General features: G+C 61.6%; 17 protein-coding genes and 1 pseudogene. 11 read left to right on the top strand and 7 right to left on the bottom strand.

Annotated elements, in window-relative coordinates; genetic code table 11:
* Positions 1 to 13 precede the first annotated feature (13 nt).
* The gene (locus VM99_03590) at positions 14 to 2,011 is read right to left on the bottom strand and encodes a transketolase (GenBank protein ID AKJ97173.1); all 1,998 of its coding nucleotides are present in this window, start codon (positions 2,009 to 2,011) and stop codon (positions 14 to 16) included.
* A gap of 271 nt (positions 2,012 to 2,282) precedes the next feature.
* Between VM99_03590 and VM99_03585 the strand changes: the two genes are divergently transcribed.
* Together VM99_03585 and VM99_03580 are read left to right on the top strand one after the other, a co-directional pair.
* Positions 2,283 to 3,278, top strand: coding sequence for an ArsR family transcriptional regulator (locus VM99_03585; GenBank protein AKJ97172.1), 996 nt, complete (start codon positions 2,283 to 2,285; stop codon positions 3,276 to 3,278).
* Positions 3,279 to 3,297: 19 nt separating this feature from the next.
* A complete protein-coding gene (locus tag VM99_03580) occupies positions 3,298 to 4,488 on the top strand; it encodes an S-adenosylmethionine synthetase (GenBank protein ID AKJ97171.1) in 1,191 nt (396 codons plus the stop codon).
* A gap of 214 nt (positions 4,489 to 4,702) precedes the next feature.
* Here VM99_03580 and VM99_03575 read toward each other — a convergent pair whose 3' ends face one another.
* Positions 4,703 to 5,323: a lysine transporter LysE gene (locus VM99_03575; GenBank protein AKJ97170.1), complete on the bottom strand. Its 621-nt coding sequence runs from the start codon at positions 5,321 to 5,323 to the stop codon at positions 4,703 to 4,705.
* Positions 5,324 to 5,526: 203 nt separating this feature from the next.
* On the opposite strand from VM99_03575, the gene VM99_03570 reads away from it, so the two are divergent.
* Both VM99_03570 and VM99_03565 read left to right on the top strand, forming a co-directional pair.
* Positions 5,527 to 7,203, top strand: a complete 1,677-nt coding sequence (locus tag VM99_03570) for an NAD-dependent DNA ligase LigB (GenBank protein AKK01689.1) — start codon at positions 5,527 to 5,529, stop codon at positions 7,201 to 7,203.
* Between the two features lie 88 nt (positions 7,204 to 7,291).
* The gene (locus VM99_03565) at positions 7,292 to 7,687 is read left to right on the top strand and encodes a hypothetical protein (GenBank protein AKJ97169.1); all 396 of its coding nucleotides are present in this window, start codon (positions 7,292 to 7,294) and stop codon (positions 7,685 to 7,687) included.
* 97 nt (positions 7,688 to 7,784) lie between these two features.
* Here the strand turns inward: VM99_03565 and VM99_03560 are convergent, their stop codons facing one another.
* The gene (locus VM99_03560; GenBank protein AKJ97168.1) at positions 7,785 to 8,234 is read right to left on the bottom strand and encodes a cytochrome C; all 450 of its coding nucleotides are present in this window, start codon (positions 8,232 to 8,234) and stop codon (positions 7,785 to 7,787) included.
* A gap of 127 nt (positions 8,235 to 8,361) precedes the next feature.
* Here VM99_03560 and VM99_03555 point away from each other — a divergent pair, with 127 nt between their 5' ends.
* Positions 8,362 to 9,549, top strand: a complete 1,188-nt coding sequence (locus VM99_03555; GenBank protein AKJ97167.1) for a transglycosylase — start codon at positions 8,362 to 8,364, stop codon at positions 9,547 to 9,549.
* Positions 9,550 to 9,585: 36 nt separating this feature from the next.
* On the opposite strand, the gene VM99_03550 is transcribed toward VM99_03555, so the two are convergent.
* A complete protein-coding gene (locus VM99_03550; GenBank protein AKJ97166.1) occupies positions 9,586 to 9,969 on the bottom strand; it encodes a membrane protein in 384 nt (127 codons plus the stop codon).
* 51 nt (positions 9,970 to 10,020) lie between these two features.
* Complete coding sequence (locus tag VM99_03545) at positions 10,021 to 10,854, bottom strand: transporter (GenBank protein AKJ97165.1); 834 nt, start codon at positions 10,852 to 10,854, stop codon at positions 10,021 to 10,023.
* 214 nt (positions 10,855 to 11,068) lie between these two features.
* Between VM99_03545 and VM99_03540 the strand changes: the two genes are divergently transcribed.
* The gene (locus VM99_03540) at positions 11,069 to 12,229 is read left to right on the top strand and encodes an arabinose transporter permease (GenBank protein ID AKJ97164.1); all 1,161 of its coding nucleotides are present in this window, start codon (positions 11,069 to 11,071) and stop codon (positions 12,227 to 12,229) included.
* Positions 12,230 to 12,589: 360 nt separating this feature from the next.
* Positions 12,590 to 14,446 (top strand): annotated as a pseudogene (locus VM99_03535) (exou protein).
* On the opposite strand, the gene VM99_03530 reads toward VM99_03535, so the two are convergent.
* Positions 14,442 to 15,317 (bottom strand): membrane protein, encoded by an 876-nt coding sequence (locus tag VM99_03530; GenBank protein AKJ97163.1) that lies wholly within the window; start codon positions 15,315 to 15,317, stop codon positions 14,442 to 14,444. The pseudogene VM99_03535 and the gene VM99_03530 sit on opposite strands and share 5 nt — an antisense overlap.
* A 197-nt stretch (positions 15,318 to 15,514) precedes the next feature.
* Complete coding sequence (locus VM99_03525; protein ID AKJ97162.1) at positions 15,515 to 15,916, bottom strand: thioesterase; 402 nt, start codon at positions 15,914 to 15,916, stop codon at positions 15,515 to 15,517.
* Between the two features lie 320 nt (positions 15,917 to 16,236).
* Here VM99_03525 and VM99_03520 point away from each other — a divergent pair, with 320 nt between their 5' ends.
* The 4 genes from VM99_03520 to VM99_03505 all read left to right on the top strand — a co-directional run bounded on the left by VM99_03520 (position 16,237) and on the right by VM99_03505 (position 20,683).
* Positions 16,237 to 17,646, top strand: coding sequence for an adenosylhomocysteinase (locus VM99_03520; protein AKJ97161.1), 1,410 nt, complete (start codon positions 16,237 to 16,239; stop codon positions 17,644 to 17,646).
* A 181-nt stretch (positions 17,647 to 17,827) separates the two neighbouring features.
* Positions 17,828 to 18,673, top strand: a complete 846-nt coding sequence (locus tag VM99_03515; GenBank protein ID AKJ97160.1) for a 5,10-methylenetetrahydrofolate reductase — start codon at positions 17,828 to 17,830, stop codon at positions 18,671 to 18,673.
* A gap of 83 nt (positions 18,674 to 18,756) precedes the next feature.
* Positions 18,757 to 19,839, top strand: coding sequence for a hypothetical protein (locus tag VM99_03510; protein ID AKJ97159.1), 1,083 nt, complete (start codon positions 18,757 to 18,759; stop codon positions 19,837 to 19,839).
* A gap of 55 nt (positions 19,840 to 19,894) precedes the next feature.
* A complete protein-coding gene (locus VM99_03505) occupies positions 19,895 to 20,683 on the top strand; it encodes an amino acid ABC transporter substrate-binding protein (GenBank protein AKJ97158.1) in 789 nt (262 codons plus the stop codon).
* Positions 20,684 to 20,708: the final 25 nt, after the last annotated feature.

Here is a 20,708-nt window from a genome sequence, read left to right as displayed (position 1 = left end):
ACTTGTTCGCGGATCAGTCTTCCAGCAACTCTTCAGCCTGGCCCAGGATGTTGTCCAGGGTGAAGCCGAACTCCTCGAACAGCGCCGGCGCAGGCGCCGATTCGCCGTAGGTGGTCATGCCGATCACGCGACCTTCCAGGCCGACGTACTTGTACCAGTAATCGGCGTGAGCTGCCTCGATGGCGATCCGGGCGCTGACCTGCAGCGGCAGTACCGCCTGCTTGTAGCCGGCGTCCTGAGCGTCAAACACGCTGGTGCACGGCATCGACACCACGCGTACGTTGCGACCCTGCGCGGTCAGCTTGTCGTAGGCCTGGACGGCCAGGCCAACTTCGGAGCCGGTGGCGATCAGGATCAGTTCCGGCTCGCCGATGCAGTCCTTGAGCACGTAGCCACCGCGAGCGATGTCGTCGATCTGGCCGGCTTCGCGCACTTGGTGTTGCAGGTTCTGACGGGAGAAGATCAGCGCCGATGGGCCGTCGTTACGCTCGATCGCGTACTTCCAGGCCACCGCCGACTCCACGGCGTCGCAAGGGCGCCAGGTATCCAGGTTCGGCGTGCAGCGCAGGCTGGCCAGTTGCTCGATCGGCTGGTGAGTCGGGCCGTCTTCGCCCAAGCCGATGGAGTCGTGGGTGAACACGTAGAGCACGCGTTTCTTCATCAGGGCCGACATGCGCACGGCATTGCGGGCGTATTCCATGAACATCAGGAAGGTCGCGCCGTAAGGCACCAGACCACCGTGCAGCGCCACGCCGTTCATGATGGCGCTCATGCCGAATTCACGAACACCGTAGTACATGTAGTTGCCGCTGGCGTCTTCGGCGCTGACACCCTTGCAGCCTTTCCACAGGGTCAGGTTGGAACCGGCCAGGTCGGCCGAACCGCCCAGCAGTTCGGGCAGCAGCGGGCCAAAGGCATTGAGGGTGTTCTGGCTGGCCTTGCGGCTGGCGATGGTCTCGCCCTTGGCCGCGACTTCGGCGATGTACGCCGAGGCCTTGGCGGCGAAGTCGGCCGGCAGCTCGCCGCTGAGGCGACGCACCAGCTCATTGGCCAACTCAGGGAATTCGGCGCTGTAGGCCGCGAAACGCTGGTCCCAATCGGCTTCGACGGCGCGGCCTTTTTCCTTGGCGTCCCACTCGGCATAGATGTCGGCCGGGATTTCGAACGGGCCATGGTTCCACTTCAGCGCCGCGCGGGTCAGGGCGATTTCCTCGGCGCCCAGGGGAGCGCCGTGGCAGTCTTCCTTGCCCTGCTTGTTCGGCGAGCCGAAGCCGATGGTGGTCTTGCAGCAGATCAGGGTCGGCTGGGCACTTTTGCGAGCGGTTTCGATGGCGGTCTTGATCTCTTCCGGGTCATGACCGTCGACGTTGCGGATCACCAGCCAGTTGTAGGCTTCGAAACGCTTGGGGGTGTCGTCGGTGAACCAGCCTTCGACTTCACCGTCGATGGAGATCCCGTTGTCGTCGTAGAAGGCGATCAGCTTGTCCAGGCCCAAGGTACCGGCCAGGGAGGCGACTTCGTGGGAAATGCCTTCCATCATGCAGCCATCACCCAGGAACACGTAGGTGTGGTGATCGACCACGTTATGGCCGGGACGGTTGAACTGCGCCGCCAGGACTTTTTCCGCGAGGGCGAAGCCCACGGCGTTGGCCAGGCCCTGGCCCAGCGGGCCGGTGGTGGTTTCCACGCCTGGGGTGTAGCCGTATTCCGGGTGGCCCGGGGTGCGGCTGTGCAACTGGCGGAAGTTCTTCAGGTCATCGATCGACAGGTCATAGCCGGTCAGGTGCAGCAGCGAGTAGATCAACATCGAGCCGTGGCCGTTGGACAGCACGAAGCGGTCACGGTCGGCGAACGATGGATTGCTCGGGCTGTGCTTGAGGTAGTCGCGCCAAAGCACCTCGGCGATATCCGCCATACCCATAGGGGCACCGGGATGGCCGCTGTTGGCTTTCTGCACGGCATCCATGCTGAGGGCACGAATGGCATTGGCTCGCTCACGACGGCTGGGCATCGCTGATCTCCTGCGGGAATTGAATCGAGAATGAATAAAACGAAACTGAAAAAGGCGAGCATTTTCCCTCACCCACCCGCCCCGGGGCAATGACAGATAGTCATCGGCAGGCGTTTTTCCGGTGGATAAAGTCTCATTCGCCAGGTGAAACCTTTCCGCTGATGGATTGTAGAGTCCGGCACGCGGCGGGAAGTGCCATTTATCAAGCAATATCAAAACTTTTTGATATTGACCTTGCGATGCACCGCCCCCCTCACTAGACTGCCGCCTTATGAACTTACACGTGCCTTCCATTCGCCACGACGATTGCGATGAGCTGGCGGCCCTTTGCAAGGCCGGCGGCGATCCGTTGCGGCTCAATGTATTGCGCGCCCTGGCGAACGACTCGTTCGGCGTGCTGGAACTGGCGCAGATCTTCGGCATCGGCCAGTCCGGCATGAGCCACCACCTCAAGGTCCTGGCCCAGGCCGACCTGGTGGCCACCCGCCGCGAAGGCAACGCCATTTTCTATCGCCGCGCCCTGCCCCACACCGATCTTCTGGGCGGCAAGCTGCACGCCGCGCTGCTGGACGAAGTGGACGCGCTGCAGTTGCCGACGGACGTGCAGGCACGCATCGCCCAGGTCCACAAGCAACGGGCCGCCGCCAGCCAGGACTTCTTCGCCCGTGTGGCCGAAAAATTCCGCGCCCAGCAAGACCTGATCGCCGGTCTGCCGCAATACCGCGAAAGCGTGGTGGCGCTGCTGGACAAGCTCGGCTTCGAGCCCACGGCCAGCGCGATCGAAGTCGGCCCTGGCGACGGCGCGTTCCTGCCGGAACTGGCGCGGCGTTTTAACCAGGTCACGGCGCTGGACAACAGCCCGGCCATGCTCGAACTGGCGCGCCAGGTGTGCGAGCGGGAAAACCTGGCTAACGTCAGCCTGCAACTGGCCGATGCCCTGGATGGCATCAACCAGCAGGCCGACTGCGTGGTATTGAACATGGTGCTCCACCACTTCGCCGCACCGGCCGATGCCCTCAAGCACTTGGCCAGCCTGGTGCAAACGGGCGGCAGTCTGCTGGTAACCGAGTTATGCAGCCACAACCAGAGCTGGGCCAGGGAGGCCTGCGGAGATCTCTGGCTGGGGTTTGAACAGGATGACCTGGCCCGTTGGGCCTCCGCTGCGGGCCTTGTGCCCGGGGAAAGCCTCTATGTGGGCTTACGCAATGGTTTCCAGATTCAGGTTCGCCACTTCCAGCGACCGACTGGCGACACTCACCAACGGTAACTTGTAGGAAAACATCGAGATGAGCGAATACTCCCTTTTCACCTCCGAGTCCGTGTCTGAAGGGCATCCGGACAAAATCGCCGACCAGATTTCCGATGCCGTGCTGGACGCCATCATCGCGGAAGACAAATTCGCCCGCGTGGCGTGCGAGACGCTGGTGAAAACGGGCGTGGCGATCATCGCCGGCGAAGTCACCACCTCGGCCTGGGTCGACCTGGAACAGATCGTTCGCGATGTGATCCTGGGCATTGGCTACAACAGCTCCGACGTGGGCTTTGACGGCGCCACCTGCGGCGTGATGAACATCATCGGCAAGCAGTCGGTGGACATCGCCCAGGGCGTTGACCGCAGCAAGCCGGAAGACCAGGGCGCAGGCGACCAGGGCCTGATGTTCGGCTACGCCAGCAACGAGACCGACGTGTTGATGCCGGCACCGATCACCTTCTCGCACCAACTGGTGCAGCGCCAGGCCGAAGCCCGCAAATCCGGCCTGCTGCCGTGGCTGCGCCCGGATGCCAAGTCCCAGGTCACCTGCCGTTATGAAAATGGCAAGGTAGTGGGTATCGACGCCATCGTGCTGTCGACCCAGCACAACCCTGAAGTGTCCTACAAAGATCTGCGCGAAGGCGTGATGGAGCTGATCGTCAAGCACGTATTGCCTGCCGAGCTGCTGTCCAAGGACACCCAGTTCCACATCAACCCGACCGGCAACTTCATCATCGGTGGCCCGGTTGGCGACTGCGGCCTGACCGGCCGCAAGATCATCGTCGACAGCTACGGCGGCATGGCCCGTCACGGCGGCGGCGCGTTTTCCGGCAAGGATCCATCCAAGGTCGACCGTTCGGCCGCCTACGCCGGTCGCTACGTCGCCAAGAACATCGTGGCCGCCGGCCTGGCCGAGCGTTGCGAGATCCAGGTTTCCTACGCCATCGGCGTCGCCCAGCCAACGTCGATCTCGCTGAACACCTTCGGCACCGGCAAGATCGGCGACGACAAGATCATCAAGCTGGTACGTGAAGTGTTCGACCTGCGTCCATACGCCATCACCACCATGCTCGACCTGCTCCACCCGATGTACCAGGAGACCGCAGCCTACGGCCACTTCGGCCGCACGCCGCAAACCAAGACGGTCGATGGTGACACCTTCACCACCTTCACCTGGGAAAAAACCGACCGCGCCGACGCCCTGCGCGCCGCTGCCGGCCTGTAATACCCGCAGTCAGGAAAGCCCCTGCCGACCTGGGTCGCCAGGGGCTTTTTTCATGCCAAACATAACCCTGTGGCGAGGGAGCTTGCTCCCGCTGGGTTGCGCAGCAACCCCAATAGCGCGCGCCGCAGATCCAATATCCCTGAATGTTACATCGGGGGGGCGCTTCGCGCCCCAGCGGGAGCAAGCTCCCTCGCCACAGGGGCTTGCATCGGACTCAAGATCGGCGAGCCACTAACAAAAACGAAGCCGCACTCGCCAACAACCCCGCACACATCCGATTGAACAAGCGCTTGCCGCTGGGCCGGGCAAACAACCGCCGTGCATAGATTCCCATGTAGCAGTACAACGCGATGGCGATGCATTCAAGCGCCAGGAACAGCCCGCCGAGTACCGCAAACTGCTGCATGACGACGCCCGCACGGTCGACGAACTGCGGCAGGAAGGCCGTGAACAACAGGATCGCCTTGGGATTGCCGATCGCCACCAGAAACTCCTGGCGTGCCAGGCTGCTCCTGTTCACCGCCCCGACTTCGGCTTCGCCGCCCATCTCGGGCCGGGCCCGCCACAACTGCACGGCCAGATAAAACAGATAACCCGCCCCGACCAGCTTGATCCCCAGGAACAACAGCTCCGAGGTATGCAGCACCGCCGTCAGGCCCACAGCCGCCAGGGCGATCATGATTGCAAAGGCCACCAGCCGACCGATGCCACCGCTACAGGCCCGCACGAAGCCATAACGCGAAGCGTTGCTGATCGATAGCAGGTTATTCGGCCCAGGCGCCATGTTCAGCGCAAAGCAGGCCGGAATGAAAACAGCGAGTGTCGTCAGGTCCATCGGGCAGATTCCAGGCAGGGACGAATCGAAGGATCATTCTGCGCCAGGCGATGAGGGGTTCAAGGCACAGTTGCACGGCTAAATCGCCTCGCACTGTACCGCCGCAACGGCGCCATCAGGTCCGGCAAAATCCGGAAACGCTCCAGCCGCGCAGCTTCGGCGACAGTGGCTAGCCTTCAAGGACACCCGCCGCAAGGATGCCTTTGATGCCAGCGTTGTCGTTTGTATTTGCCTGTCTTTTGTTCATCTGCGCCCCTGCCATCGCGACGCCCTGCCCCGACTGGCCCGCTGAGCGCGCCGAGGCACAGATCGCCGCCCTGCAACAGCAGATCGATACCTGGGACGACAGCTACCACCGTCTCGGTCGATCACTGGTGGCCGATGAACTGTACGACCAGTCCCGCACCCAACTGAGCCAGTGGCGCAACTGCTTTGACCTGCCGGGGCCAGCCGACCCGCTGCGCACGGCTCGTGGGAAAATCCCACACCCGGTGGCTCATACAGGGCTGGACAAGCTCAAGGATGCCGATGCCGTCGACGCTTGGCTGCGCGGTCGGGAAGACGTCTGGGCCCAGCCAAAAATCGATGGCGTGGCGGTCAGCCTGGTTTACCGCGAGGGACACCTGCATCAGGCCATCAGCCGTGGCGACGGCGTCCACGGCCATGACTGGACCCGGGCTGCAGTGCAGATCGACGCCATTCCCCGACGGCTGCGCCGTCCCTTGGATCTGCGCATCCAAGGCGAATTGTATCGGCGCCTGGGCGAGCATGTGCAAGCCAGCAGCGGCGGCCTCAACGCCCGGGGGACCGTGGCAGGCCTGATGGCGCGACACAACCTGACGGCGCAAGAGGCGGCAGGCATCGGCCTGTTTGTATGGGATTGGCCTGAAGGGCCGGACACCCTGGCCGAGCGGATGACGACGCTGAGTGAGCTGGGTTTCGCGGATGCGCTCAACTACAACCAACCCGTCCAGAACCTGGCCGATGCCGAGCACTGGCGTGACCATTGGTACAGAACGCCGCTGCCATTTGCCAGCGACGGGATCGTCCTACGGCAGAGCCGCCGCCCACCCGCCGATCGTTGGCAGGCCCGGGCGCCATTCTGGGCCGTGGCCTGGAAATATCCGTACGCCCAGGCCCTGGCGCAAGTGCGCAAGGTGCAATTCAAGATCGGACGTACCGGACGAATCACCCCGGTACTGGAGCTTGAACCGGTCATGCTCGATGACCGGCGCATCCGTCGGGTGAGCGTCAGCTCTCTCGAACGCTGGGAAGAAATGGACATCCGCCCCGGCGACCGGGTCGCCATCAGCCTGGCCGGGTTGACCATCCCGCGACTCGACAGTGTCGTGCTGCGCAATCCCGTGCGACAGGACATCCGCATCCCGAGGCAGGCCGACCACCACCCGTTGAGTTGCTGGCAACCGACACCGGGCTGCGAAAGCCAGTTTCTCGCCCGCTTGAGCTGGCTCAGCGGCAAGCACGGCCTCGCCCTGCCCCACGTCGGCCCCGGCACCTGGGAAAAGCTCCTGGCCGCCGGGCGAATCGACGGATTGCTGGATTGGTTGACCCTCGATGCCGCCGAGCTTGCTACCATTGCCGGCTTTGGCGAACACAGTAGCGCCCGTCTGCTCACCAGCCTGCAAGCCGCCCGACAGCGTCCTTTTGCGCAATGGCTCAAAGCCCTGGGTCTGCCGCCTGTCGGCGAGGCCCGTCTGGAGGGGCCGTGGCAGGTGCTGGCTGAACGCGATGCCGAACAATGGCAAGCCGAAGCCGGCATCGGGGCGGGGCGTGCGGCGCAACTGAGCGCTTTTTTTCGCGACCCGCAGGTGTTGGCCTTGAGTGAGGTATTACGCACCGTCGGGGTCGATGGTTTTTAATCCAGACCCGAGCGGTTGAACCCAAGGGGCCAAAATGCGCTCCAACAGCGCATCTGAACCGACCGCTCGCGATACTTACGGAGTTGCTATGAATTTCCTGTCACCCGTTGCCCTGCTGGTCATCTGCAGCGTCATGGCCACTCCCTTGCTGGCGGATGAGCAAGCCCCTGAGCTCACCGGCTGTGCGGCCAAGCGCCAAGGCATCATCAACCAGATCGAGCTGGCCAAGTCCCGCGGCAACCCGGATCAGCAAGCGGGCCTGGAGACCGCGCTGAACGAGGTCACCACCCACTGCACCGACGCGTCCTTGCGCAAAGAGCGTGAAAACAAAGTGCTCGAAGCCAAGCATGAAGTCAGTCGGCGCCAGGCCGACCTGGAAAAAGCTATGAAGAAAGGCGACGCCGAGCGGATCAACAAACGCAAGGACAAGCTGGCGACTTCCCGCAAGGAGCTGCAGGAAGCGGTGGATGAACTGGATAAATAGCTACAAGCTACAAGCTACAAGCTACAAGCGGCAAGTTACAGCGAACCGCGAGCTCTTCACTTGCAGCTTGCCGCTTGCCGCTTGAAGCTGCCGTATTTCAATGATCGCGAAATTCCTTATGGCAGGCGCTGCACGCATCTTCAACCTTCTGTACCGCCGGTCCCAGGTTGCTGGCTTTGTAGGGCTGGACCCGGCTGGCGACCACCAGCTCTGCAGTGGCCGCTTCAAGGTTGCGGGCCAGTTCCTGGAAACGCGCCTGTTTCTGCCAGACGTCATCCCGGGCGCTGGTATGGTCCTGCTCGCGCACTTGGGGAAAATGCTTCCACGGTTCGTGGGACAGTTGATCGAGTTGTACCGCGCCCTCGGCGAATCGCGCACCGTCGAACGGAACGCGGCCACGCAGCATGCCGCCCAGCTCTTCGCCGGTCTTGAGCATCTGTTTGAAAATCGCCTTGCGCTGGCCTAGGGGCGAATTGGGATCGACGCCACCACAGGCGGATAACATCAGGCAGGCCAGCACGGCCACGGAAAATCGTTTTACAAACATCTTGGCCTCGGGACAGGAAACGACGGTTAGTATCCTCGGGTCATTGGCAAACACCAATGGCCCTATCAACAATACGGGTTGTTCGAGCAGCAGATACAGCGCTCGGGGGACTCCAAGGGAAATCTTCATGAACAGCCGCTTCAACACCTGGCACAAAGGCCTGGTACTGACCCTACCGCTGCTCGCGCTACTGGCCGGTTGCAATCGCGGCGAACAGGTCGAAGAGCCCAAGACCCATGCCCTGGCGACCTACGTCAGCGCGCCATGGGAGGCCCTGCCGGCGGTATCCGATGAAGACCTGCTGGCCGGTTTCGGCTCCTGGCGCAGCGCCTGCACCCGGCTCAAGGCCGACCCGAACTGGGGCCCGACCTGCGCGGCGGCGGCGAATGTGCCGCAGACTGCCCGGGACGTACGCGCCTTCCTGAAACAGAACCTGGATGTCTATGGTCTGCGCTCGGGGGACAACAGCCCCAACGGCCTGATCACCGGCTACTACGAACCGGTCTACCCGGGCAGCCTGACCCGGACCGCCACTGCGAATGTGCCGGTGTACGGGGTGCCGGAGGACATGATCATCGTATCGCTGGACAGCATTTATCCGGAGCTCAAGGGCAAGCGCCTGCGCGGCCGGCTCGAAGGCCGGGTGCTCAAGCCGTACGACGATGCCGTCACCATCGAAACCAAGGGTGTGAAAGCACCGGTCATTGCCTGGCTGACCGATCCGATGAACCTGCAGTTCTTGCAGATCCAGGGCTCGGGCCGCATCCGCCTCGATGACGGCCGCCAGTTGCGCATCGCCTATGCCGACCAGAACGGCCACCCTTACCGGCCCATCGGTCGCTGGCTGGTCGAACAAGGGCAACTCGCGAAGGAAGACGTGACCATGGGCACCATCAGTGCCTGGGCCAAGGCCAACCCGAACCGGATTCCCGAGCTGCTGGGCAGCAACCCCAGCTACGTGTTCTTCAACCGCAATCCCGACAGCAACGAAGGCCCGCGCGGTTCGCTGAATGTGCCACTGACCGCCGGCTACAGCGTGGCGGTGGATCGCAAGGTGATTCCGCTGGGCAGCCTGCTGTGGCTGTCCACTACCCGTCCCGACGGCAGCGCCGTGAACCGGCCCGTCGCCGCCCAGGACACCGGCGGCGCGATCACCGGTGAAGTGCGCGCGGATCTGTTCTGGGGCACCGGCGAGGCCGCGGGGCAACTGGCCGGTGACATGAAGCAGCAGGGACAGATCTGGATGCTCTGGCCCAAAGGCATGGCACTGCCACAAGTGCCGCAGGTGGCGAATGCGGTGACGGCCAACCGCTAGAATCGGGTTGGCTGTTCCGGAGTTCAAAAACCTGGCTCAGATCGAAACAAAAAAGAAACTCGCCACCAACCCCACCCCCACCAACCACACCAGCGAACGCAGGATCGCCCAATCCGCCAGGTAGCAAATGATGTAAAGCAGCCGGCTGGTGATGAACAGCACCGCCAGCACGTTGATGGTCACCAGCTCAGCGTTGCCGGCCAGGTGCGCAACGATGACCGCCGCTGCAAAAGCCGGGTTGATCTCAAAGCTGTTCAACTGCGCGGCATAGGCACGCCGGGGGAAACCATCGAGGCTTTCCAGGAAGTCTCGCGGGTCGTGGTTGTCCTGCAACCGGAATCTACCGCCGACCTTGGCGATGACGATGCACAGATAAGGCAGCACGAAGGCAATCAAAATACACCACAGGGCAACCGTCATGACGCAGTTCCTTCTTCGGTTTGAGGAAAATCGGGGAATCGGCGGTGCGGTTCAGGACTTCATCACCAACATGCCTGCCAACACCAGCCCGCAAGCTAAGAGCCGCGGACGGCCAAAAGGTTCTTTCAGGTAGCGCATGCCGAACAACACCACCAGGATCACGCTGATCTCCCGCAGGGCTGCCGCTTCGGCAACCGACCCCAGCTGCATAGCCCACAGCACCAGAGCGTAGCTGAACAATACGCAGAACCCGACCGCCAGCCCCAACCGCCACTGCTCACGCCAGAACCCCACGAATGCCGGCCGCTTGGCGACCACCGCCAGCAACGGGAACGGCCAGGCACTGAGCAAGGTGAGCCAGACCAGGTAATCCAGCGGGTGCGACCAGCGGCGCAGGGCATGGCCGTCGATGAAGGTGTAGCAGCCAATACACAGGCCGATCAGCGCCACCACCGGCAACATCGACCAGGGCAGTCGATCTCCGCCGCCGCCCTGCCACAACAGGCAAAGCATGCCGAACGGGATCAACAGGATGCCGATCACCTGCTGGACCGTCAGCGCCTCGCCGCCGAAAATCAGCGTCAGGGCCAGCACCACCAGCGGCGACAAGCCGCGCATCAGCGGATACACCAGCCCCAGGTCCCCGACCCGATACGCCTGGATGAGCAGGTAGCGGTAAAGCAGCTCGAAGGCCGCCGAGGCCAGGATCCACGGCCAGATCTCCAGCGGCGGCAACGCCACGAATCCCAAGGCCGACACAGCGAACAGCAACGCGACGCTGTCCATGCACGCCACCACCAGCAAACGCTCGCCGCTGAACTTGATCAGCGTGTTCCACGCCGCATGCAACAGCGCCGCTACCAATACCAAGGCCGTCGCAAGCACGGCATACTCCTTTCCCTGCCCCATCGATCAGTGGGGCGATGAATTGATTCGCGATCCTTCGACAGCTGTTTATACTGCCAGCCACCACGCCGCATTCAGTTGCGCATACTCCAATTCCAATAATCCTGCTGGTGCCCCGTATCGTTCGAAACGGAGCAGCCCGGCTGCGTATGCCTGATCAAGAGCGTCAAGACTACAGACAGAGACCTTGCGCATGCCACTCGCCTTGCTTGCTTTGGCCGTCGCCGCTTTCGGCATCGGCACGACTGAATTCGTCATCATGGGGCTATTGCCCGATGTCGCCCGCGACCTGGCGGTGAGCATTCCCCAGGCCGGGCTGCTGATCACCGGTTATGCCCTGGGTGTGGTGTTCGGCGCGCCGATCCTCGCCATCGGCACCGCCAACATGCCGCGCAAAGCCACATTGCTGGGCATGACCTTGATGTTCATCCTCGGCAACGTGCTCTGCGCGCTAGCACCGAACTACGCCACGCTGATGGCCGCCCGGGTCATTACCGCGCTGTGCCACGGAGCGTTTTTCGGCATCGGTTCGGTGGTGGCGGCCGGGCTGGTGGCGCCGAATAAACGGGCCCAGGCGATTGCCATGATGTTCACCGGCCTGACCCTGGCAAACGTGCTCGGCGTGCCGTTGGGCACGGCCCTGGGCCAATACGCCGGCTGGCGCGCAACGTTCTGGGCGGTGGCGGTCATCGGCGTCATCGCAGCCGCCGCCCAATGGGTCTGGCTGCCCAGGGAGATCCCCATGGAGAAGGCCAATCTGGCCAGCGAGTTCAAGGTCCTGGGCAAGGCCAACGTGCTCCTGGCCCTGGGCATGAGCGTGCTGGCCTCCACCAGCCTGTTCAGCGTGTTCACCTACATCGCGCCGATCCTGCGGGACATCACTGGCGTCAGCCCCCACGGCGTCACGGTGATGCTGCTGTTGTTCGGGGTCGGCCTGACGGCGGGCAGTTTCCTTGGCGGCCGCCTGGCCGACCGGCGCCTGTTGCCGTCACTGGTGGGCATGACCCTGGCCGTGGTGCTGGTGCTGGCCGCGTTCAGCCAGACCAGTCAATCGGTAATTGCGGCGGCGATCACTCTGGTGCTGTGGGGCATCTTCGCCTTCGCCCTGTGCCCGATCCTGCAACTGCTGATCATCGACCAGGCCCATGAAGCGCCGAACCTCGGCTCGACCCTGAACCAGAGCGCATTCAACCTCGGCAACGCCGCGGGCGCGTGGATCGGTGGCCTGGTGGTCGCCAGCGGCGCGGATCTGGCGGACCTGCCGTGGACCGGGGCCCTGGTCGGCGGCCTGACGACGTTGACGGCGTTGTTCTTTATTTATCGACAGCGGCGCCTGGCTGCAGTCGCTGCCTGAGGCGACGGAAACCTGCCCTGCCGGCGACAGAATGGGCAACGCATGCTGTAAGACATTGCCAACCTGCTTGCAGGCTATTTTACGTACCGGCTAGGAGCCTCATTCCAGAGCGCTTTCGGAGACAGAGGCTGACGGCCCGCCGCGCGCGGCAGATGTTTTTCCAGTTGCGTCGCGCCACCGGCAGGCCTCCAATTCTCTTTACAGTTCCGTCCTTTCCCTTTCAGGTCAAAGGAACGAACCAGAATGCCATTAATCACTGGGCTCAAACTTTTCTCCACTATTCATCCAAAGGACCCAGCCAACAGCTCATCACAGCAAACGGCCCTGAAAAATGTGGATTGGAGTGGTTTCAGCCAGGGCATCAATGAGCGAGCAAACCCCGGGCGAGCCTGCCTGCTGGTATGCGGTGTGACAGACCGTCGGATGTCGATCGTTCTTCATGAGGACGGCAGCGTCAAAATCAGCATGGACCGGCCTCCCATTGACGATGTAAGCATGAGCGGTGGCGGTGCCAAAGGGGTGGCCAATTCCGGGCTCGTCAAGACACTTACCGAAAACAATGTCATGGATCTTGTCCGAAGGTTTTCAGGGTCTTCCGCAGGCGCCATATCAGCCGCCTTACTCGCCAGCGGCATGAGTCATGCGGATTTCGACAGGATCTCCGACTACGTTTCCCTCGTCTCGTTACTCAACAGTACCCAACCTGACCTTGCCGCCGAACAGGATGAATGGTCGAGGATGGGCAAGAACATGAACGCCATCCCACTGGCTCAATTGCTTTGCGATCTGCTGCCACGCCTGGGTTCCAAGGGAATGCCGCTGGAAGAGTTGATCAGGAAAGAAAGCTATAAGTCACTTTTGCAGCATTGCGTCCAAGGGCCGCTTTCTGAACAGGTGCATAAAGCCGTCGAAAATGTGAAACACAACCAATACGTCACCTTTGCCGACCTGGCGACATTGAGCAAGGAAATCCCGCAAATCAAATCCTTGGAAATCACCGGCACCGCCATGTTCGATAGCGGTGCGCAACTGGTGGTCTTCAGTGCGGACCTGACGCCTGACATGGACATTGCCGTGGCCGCGCATATCTCCGCAGCGCTGCCGGTGGTATTCAGCAAACCGACCTTGCAAGGACAGCCCTTTCAACCGGCAGACGCAACCACTGCATTTGCAGATGGTGGCATCCTGAACAACACACCGATACCAGCCTTGTACAACCCGATGCCCCAAATGAGCCCGATCCCGGAGGGGGAGCCTTTGATCCTGGTGTTCGAGACGGACGAATCGAATCAGAAAAAGCCACGAGGAACGGGAGTATCAGCCCTGGTCGACAAATTCCTCAAGGCTCCACATACGGCACTCTCCGCATTGAATTCCGAACGAATGAAGCCTTTTGCCGACCAGACCATCGTCGTTCCGCTGAAAACCGATAAAGGCGATTACCGTGGTGTGTTTACTGGAACGGTTTACTTCAGTATGCCCACGGAGGTGAAGAATCATCTTCAGGAAGAACTGCGCAAGGCTGTCCAATCCCATCTGGACAAACGCAATGCCACCCAGCAGACCTTCTGGTTTGCTTCGCTCGAGGCAGCCCTGCTGGCACTGGGCGACAAAGAGTTCGACCAACTGGGCGCAGAATTGAAAGGCAACGAAGCCTATGACGAAGTGGCTGCCTTCAGGCAGCAGGCCCAACAAACGCTGGCAAGTCTCAAGAGCGCGATCAAGGAGGCCAACATGACATCCACCCGGCTTGAACCCACTCCACAGATACGCGAGGCCATCGGGACTCTGGATCAGTTGGCGGACAACGCCGGGAAACTGGAGTGGCTGGCAAAACGCATTAACCACCGCAACGACCCGGACTTCATGCAATTGCTGCAAGCGGCCGCCCGTTGGGACAGCGGTGCGACGACCGGCGTCTCAGAGGTGACCCGTCAAGCCATCGAGGAAATGGACCGACGCGACCTTGCTACTCGTGTCGATAATGTCGTGCGAGACGTACTACAGATCTCCCGGTTTCTCGGCGGCCAGCACGACTCGAACCTCAAGCTGCTAGAGGGGGCCATCCGCGACTTGAGGGACGTGCAAACCCCAGAAGCTTTCAACAATGCACTCGAGCGGGTCATTGCCAACTACACATCACGCTATACGGGACTGAAACCCTTCAGTTCAAAAACGGTTGAGCAATTGCGTAACTGGCGGATCAAACCACCTATTCGGGATCTCCAGGCCTTGCAGACGACGTCTTATCTTTCGGAGGTCCCTCCTCGCTTCGAATCTGCGCGTGGCTGAGCAAGGCAAAGATAAAGCTGCCACCGACAATGTTGCCCGCCAGCGTCGGCCCGGCAAACACCATCCAGAAATCTTCCCAGGGTAGCTCGCCGGCAAACACCAGGTACGACACCTCGGCCGAGCCGACGACAATGTGGGTGAAGTCGCCGAGCGCCATCAGGTAGGTGATGAGGATGATGGTCCACATCTTGGCGCTTTCCATGGAGGGGATCATCCAGACCATGGTGGCGATCATCCAGCCGGAAATGATGCCCTTGGCGAACATCTGGCCAGCGTCGTTTTCCATGACCTTGCGACCGATCTCCAGGAAAGCGAGGTCGGTGCGCGGGTCGAAGATCGGCAGGTGCAGCATCACGTAGGCTACCAGCAGGGTGCCGCACAGGTTGCCCACCAGCACCACGCCCCAGAGCCGCAGCAATCGTCCGAAATTGACCAGGGTGGGTTTGCTCATGACCGGCAACACGGCGGTCAGCGTGTTTTCGGTGAACAATTGCTGGCGGGCAAGGATCACCGCGAGAAAGCCGGCGCAGTAGCCGAAACTGGCGATCACCTTGAAGCCTTCGTGGTCCGGCAGCCGGGAGTTGAGCAAGCCCATCGCCATCAGCGACAAACCCATGGTCAGCCCGGCCGCCAGGGCCGACCACCAGAGCGCGGCAATGCTGCGCTCCAGTTCCTGGTCGCCCTGGGTGCGGATGATTTCATGCAGCACCGCCGCCCGTGGCGGCTGGTTGCGGTCGACTTCCTGCTGTTCCTGAGCCGAAAGGTCAGGGGTTTTGCCGTCTTTATGAGTGTCCATACAGCTCCTGAACCGGTGGCGTGATGTAGCTACGACAGGCGGCGCACGAAGCTGTTCAGTGGTGGGTTGCACCTCGATGCTGAGATGGCTGCAAAACCCATGTGGGAGCGGGCTTGCTCGCGAAAAGCGGTGGTTCAGCGTGCCATGATGCTGAATGTAACGACGCCTTCGCGAGCAAGCCCGCGCCTACAAGATGGTCACTCAGTGATGTCGTCCTGGAACTGATCCTTGACGTACTTGATCTCGGTACGGCCATGGGGCGCCGGCAGGCCATCCTCGCCAAGATTGACGAAGACCATCTTCTCCACGGTCAGGATGCTCTTGCGGGTGATTTTGTTGCGCACCTCGCATGTCAGGGTGATGGAGGTACGGCCAAACTCGGTGGCGGTGATCCCCAGCTCGATGATGTCGCCCTGGCGCGAGGCGCTGACAAAGTTGATCTCCGAGATGTACTTGGTGACCACACGCTGGTTGCCGAGCTGGACGATGGCATAGATGGCCGCCTCTTCGTCGATCCAGCGCAGCAGGCTGCCGCCGAACAGCGTGCCGTTGGGGTTGAGGTCTTCGGGCTTGACCCACTTGCGGGTGTGGAAATTCATGTTCACTCCTGAGTGTCTGGCCGATGAATGGCTGCATCATGGCAGACCGGCCGGTCAGGCTCTACGTCGCGGGTCCTATAACGACCATCGGCAATTTTGATTTGCCGACAGAAACCCTTTGGAAGATCGGCCGAGCCCGTTATAATCGCCACCGCTTCAACCGGTCCTCGCTTTGGACCGTTCCCGCCACCTGTCCGAGGGGCGCTGCAGCAGGCTCGGCCTGTCAGGCTCGGATGGGGCGTTGTTCACACGGGGCAACCTGCATGGACACTAAACGCACAACGGCGCCCATTCGCATACATTACGAATGGAGGCTCTTCATGAGCGCTGTTATCACGCCTGCAGATTTTAACGACTACAAAGTTGCCGACATGTCCCTGGCCGCCTGGGGCCGTCGCGAAATCATCATCGCCGAATCCGAAATGCCAGCCCTGATGGGCCTTCGCCGCAAATACGCCGGCGAGCAACCGCTCAAGGGCGCGAAGATCCTCGGCTGCATCCACATGACCATCCAGACCGCCGTGCTGATCGAAACCCTGGTAGCCCTGGGTGCCGAAGTGCGCTGGTCGTCCTGCAACATCTTCTCGACCCAGGACCAGGCCGCCGCCGCCATTGCCGCCGCCGGTATCCCGGTGTTCGCCTGGAAAGGCGAGACCGAGCAAGAGTACGAGTGGTGCCTGGAGCAGACCATCCTCAAGGATGGCCAGCCATGGGACACCAACATGATCCTCGACGACGGCGGCGACCTGACCGAGCTGCTGCACAAGAAATACCCGGCCGTGCTCGAACACGTCCACGGCGTGACCGAAGAGACCACCACCGGCGTGCACCGCCTGCTGGACATGCTGGCCAAGGGCGAACTGAAAATCCCGGCCATCAACGTCAATGACTCGGTGACCAAGAGCAAGAACGACAACAAGTACGGCTGCCGTCACAGCCTCAACGACGCCATCAAGCGCGGCACCGACCACCTGTTGTCGGGCAAGCAGGCGCTGGTGATCGGCTACGGTGACGTGGGCAAGGGCTCGGCCCAGTCCCTGCGCCAGGAAGGCATGATCGTCAAGGTCTCGGAAGTCGACCCGATCTGCGCCATGCAGGCCTGCATGGACGGTTTCGAGCTGGTTTCGCCGTTCATCGACGGGATCAACGACGGCACCGAAGCGAGCGTCGACAAGGCCCTGCTGGGCAAGATCGATCTGATCGTGACCACCACCGGTAACGTCAATGTCTGCGACGCGAACATGCTCAAGGCCCTGAAGAAGCGCGCCGTGGTGTGCAACATCGGTCACTTCGACAATGAAATCGACACCGCCTTCATGCGCAAGCACTGGGCCTGGGAAGAAGTGAAGCCGCAGGTCCACAAGGTACACCGCACCGGCACCGGCAGCTTCGACCCACAGAACGACGACTACCTGATCCTGTTGGCCGAAGGCCGCTTGGTCAACCTGGGCAACGCCACTGGCCACCCGAGCCGGATCATGGACGGTTCGTTCGCCAACCAGGTCCTGGCCCAGATCTTCCTGTTCGGCCAGAAATACGCCGACCTGTCGCCTGCCCAGAAAGCCGAACGCCTGACCGTGGAAGTATTGCCGAAGAAACTCGACGAAGAAGTGGCGCTGGAAATGGTCCGCGGCTTCGGCGGCGTGGTCACCAAGCTGACCAAGCAACAGGCTGACTACATCGGCGTCACCGTCGAAGGCCCGTTCAAGCCGCACGCCTACCGGTATTAAGCAGCTGCGAGCTTCAAGCTTCAAGCGGCAAGCAGAGCGGTTTGTCTACTTGTGACTGGAAGCTTGGATCTACTTCTTCATCGCTATTACGCAGCCGCGAGCTGCAAGCCTGAAGCACAGGAATCGGCGCAACGCCCTCTTGTAGCTCGCAGCTTGCAGCTTGCAGCTGGGAGCTCCGACCATGTCCCAAGACCGTCGCTACAGCTTCGAATTCTTCCCGACGAAGACCGATGCTGGGCATGAAAAACTGATCGCCACTGCCCGCCAGTTGGCGAGCCACAAACCCGACTTCTTCTCCTGCACCTACGGCGCCGGCGGTTCGACCCGTGACCGCACGATGAACACCGTGTTGCAGCTCGAAAGCGAAGTGAAAGTCCCGGCAGCGCCCCACCTGTCCTGCGTGGGCGACAGCAAGGACGACCTGCGCGGCCTGCTGACCCAGTACAAGGCGGCGGGCATCAAGCGCATCGTTGCCCTGCGCGGTGACCTGCCCTCGGGCATGGGCATGGCCAGTGGTGAACTGCGCCACGCCAACGAACTGGTGAGCTTCATTCGTGAAGAGACCGGTGACCACTTCCACATCGAAATCGCCGCTTATCCGGAAATGCACCCGCAGGCGCGCAATTTCGAAGACGATCTGCGCAACTTCGTCCGCAAGGCCCACGCCGGGGCGAACAGCGCCATCACCCAGTACTTCTTCAACGCCGACAGCTACTTCTACTTTGTCGAACGCGTGCGGCAGCTGGGAGTCGACATTCCAGTGGTGCCGGGGATCATGCCGATCACCAACTACAGCAAGCTGGCGCGTTTCTCCGATGCGTGCGGCGCCGAGATCCCACGCTGGATCCGCAAGCAGCTGGAAGCCTATGGTGACGACACGTCCAGCATCCAAAGCTTCGGCGAGGACGTCATCACGCAAATGTGTGAACGTTTGTTACAGGGCGGTGCACCGGGGCTGCATTTCTATACCCTTAACCAGGCCGAGCCAAGCCTGGCGGTATGGAACAACCTCAAACTGCCACGTTAATGGCTTAACGTGCCGGTATGAAAAAGGCCTTGGCACCCTCCAAGGCTTTTTTTTCACCCAAGACACCTGAAGGATTGCAGTAGATGCTCAACGGTCAAAGGTTAAAGACCCCACAACTGATCTACCTGGTCTATGGGGCCAAGACCTATCACCAGGAAGCCTTGTTCAGCATCGCCAGCGCGTTGGCGGGCCTGCGCAAAACCCCCGGCGAAGCCTTGGATATCCAGGTATTCACCGACGATCCGGCACCGTACGAAGGCCTGCCGGTGCGCTTGCGCCTGCTGGACGACGAGACCCGCAAGGCCTGGATCGAGCCCCACGGCTATCATTTCCGCGCCAAGCATGTGGTGATGCAAAAGGTGCTTGAAGAAGCCGAACTGGCCCTGTTGATCGACACCGACACCTTCTTCCATTGCTCACCGCTCGAATTGTTCCGCCGTATCCAACCCGGCACCTTGCTGTGCAATGCCGTCAACCTGAGTTATGGCGCCAACAAGGATTCGTTGCTGTACGTGACGCTGGCGGACATCCTGCGTGAGCGCCGGCTGGCGGACGACAGCATGCCCCAGTTGAATTCGGGGGTCATCGGCCTCTACCACACGGAAGCGTCGGTGCTGGACCGCTCGATTGCACTGATGGATGAGCTCTTTCCCCTGGCACAAGGGGCCTACACCCTGGAAGAGTTCTGCCTGGCGGTGGCGGCCTACCGCTCGGTGCAACTGCGCGAATGCCCGGACCTGATCCATCACTATTGGAGCCGCAAGCAGCTGTTCCGCGCCAAGACCAAGGCCTGGCTCGACAAGCACCATGCCGCGCCCACCTGCCAGCAGGCGCTGGACGAAACGGCGCAGGTCACCACCGTCCTGCCCCGCCCTCCGGCGTTCCAACGCCTGGCCTACAAGTTCGTCACCCTGGCGCTGCCCGCCCATAAACGGCAATTCATGCGCGAGATCCTCTACGGCTGCTACCGCCATACCAACCAGTTCGATCAGGCTTGCGCCCCGGTCTGGTGGGAAAAAGCCCTGGAAAACGTCGAAGATCGCCTTAAAAAACCACTGGAAGACCACGAACTCAAGCGCTGGCTCAATCATCCGCTGATTCGCCTGGTGCTGGGCGAGCGCCGCGAAGTCATCTATGCGCACCTGATGCAGACAAAAGGCGACTGAGGCCCAGGCCAGAGCACTCTAGCTATTTGATGAGCTCTCGTCGTAACCTCAGGGCATGCCCGTCATTGCCCAGCTACTGACAGCCTTAATTCTCATGTGCCTGAGCATTGCCGCTCGGGCAGAGAAGTTGCGCATTGTCACTGAGCCCTGGGCGCCGTACGTGTACGAAGAAAACGGCAAGCGCCTGGGCCTGGACTACGAAACCACGGCCATTGTGTTCAAGCGCCTGGGGATCGACGTGGAATGGCAGTTCCTGCCCTGGAAGCGTTGCCTGGCGATGCTGGAGGAAGGCTTGGCGGATGGCGCGCTGGACATTTTCCACAGCGACGAGCGCGATGCCACGCTGCTGTACCCCAGCGAGCCGCTGTCGGACGTGGAGTTCGTGATGTTCTACGCCAATGCCCGCCCCCATCCCTTTCGTACACTCGACGACCTCAAGGGCCTGACCGTCGGCACGTCACCCGGCTATCTCTACAGCCAGGCCTTCAGCGAATCGAACCTGTTCAAGCGCGAAACCGCACCCACCCACGAAGCCAACTTCGGCAAGTTGCAACTGGGCCGGATCGACCTGCTCATCACCGATCGCCGGGTCGGCCGCCATGTGCTCGAGCAGATGCAGCTCGGCGACCAGATCACCGAGAACCCGACGGTCGTCAGTCGTCAGAGCCAATACCTGGCGGTGCGACGCAACGCCGGCATGGACCTGCTGGTGCAACGTTTCGGCGCCGAACTCAAGCGTTTCAAGCGCGAACCGGCCTATGCCGAACTGAGCGCCCGGTACGGCGCAGGCCCGATGGCCCAGGTCATGCCGTCGGCTGCGGCCAACGCCGAAATACACCGTTGAGCAGCAGGAAAGCAGCGCACGGCGT

The sequence above is a fragment of the Pseudomonas chlororaphis genome, from assembly GCA_001023535.1.
GTDB lineage: Bacteria > Pseudomonadota > Gammaproteobacteria > Pseudomonadales > Pseudomonadaceae > Aquipseudomonas > Aquipseudomonas chlororaphis_E.
Note: the sequence above shows the minus strand (reverse complement) of the source record. Positions and strands in the feature narration are given on the sequence as shown.

Coding starts and splice junctions, on each gene's coding strand:
- VM99_03590 (AKJ97173.1), bottom strand. CDS start 2,011: ATGCCCAGCCGTCGTGAGCGAGCCAATGCCATTCGTGCCCTCAGCATG.
- VM99_03585 (AKJ97172.1), top strand. CDS start 2,283: ATGAACTTACACGTGCCTTCCATTCGCCACGACGATTGCGATGAGCTG.
- VM99_03580 (AKJ97171.1), top strand. CDS start 3,298: ATGAGCGAATACTCCCTTTTCACCTCCGAGTCCGTGTCTGAAGGGCAT.
- VM99_03575 (AKJ97170.1), bottom strand. CDS start 5,323: ATGGACCTGACGACACTCGCTGTTTTCATTCCGGCCTGCTTTGCGCTG.
- VM99_03565 (AKJ97169.1), top strand. CDS start 7,292: ATGAATTTCCTGTCACCCGTTGCCCTGCTGGTCATCTGCAGCGTCATG.
- VM99_03560 (AKJ97168.1), bottom strand. CDS start 8,234: ATGTTTGTAAAACGATTTTCCGTGGCCGTGCTGGCCTGCCTGATGTTA.
- VM99_03555 (AKJ97167.1), top strand. CDS start 8,362: ATGAACAGCCGCTTCAACACCTGGCACAAAGGCCTGGTACTGACCCTA.
- VM99_03550 (AKJ97166.1), bottom strand. CDS start 9,969: ATGACGGTTGCCCTGTGGTGTATTTTGATTGCCTTCGTGCTGCCTTAT.
- VM99_03540 (AKJ97164.1), top strand. CDS start 11,069: ATGCCACTCGCCTTGCTTGCTTTGGCCGTCGCCGCTTTCGGCATCGGC.
- VM99_03530 (AKJ97163.1), bottom strand. CDS start 15,317: ATGGACACTCATAAAGACGGCAAAACCCCTGACCTTTCGGCTCAGGAA.
- VM99_03525 (AKJ97162.1), bottom strand. CDS start 15,916: ATGAATTTCCACACCCGCAAGTGGGTCAAGCCCGAAGACCTCAACCCC.
- VM99_03520 (AKJ97161.1), top strand. CDS start 16,237: ATGAGCGCTGTTATCACGCCTGCAGATTTTAACGACTACAAAGTTGCC.
- VM99_03515 (AKJ97160.1), top strand. CDS start 17,828: ATGTCCCAAGACCGTCGCTACAGCTTCGAATTCTTCCCGACGAAGACC.
- VM99_03510 (AKJ97159.1), top strand. CDS start 18,757: ATGCTCAACGGTCAAAGGTTAAAGACCCCACAACTGATCTACCTGGTC.
- VM99_03505 (AKJ97158.1), top strand. CDS start 19,895: ATGCCCGTCATTGCCCAGCTACTGACAGCCTTAATTCTCATGTGCCTG.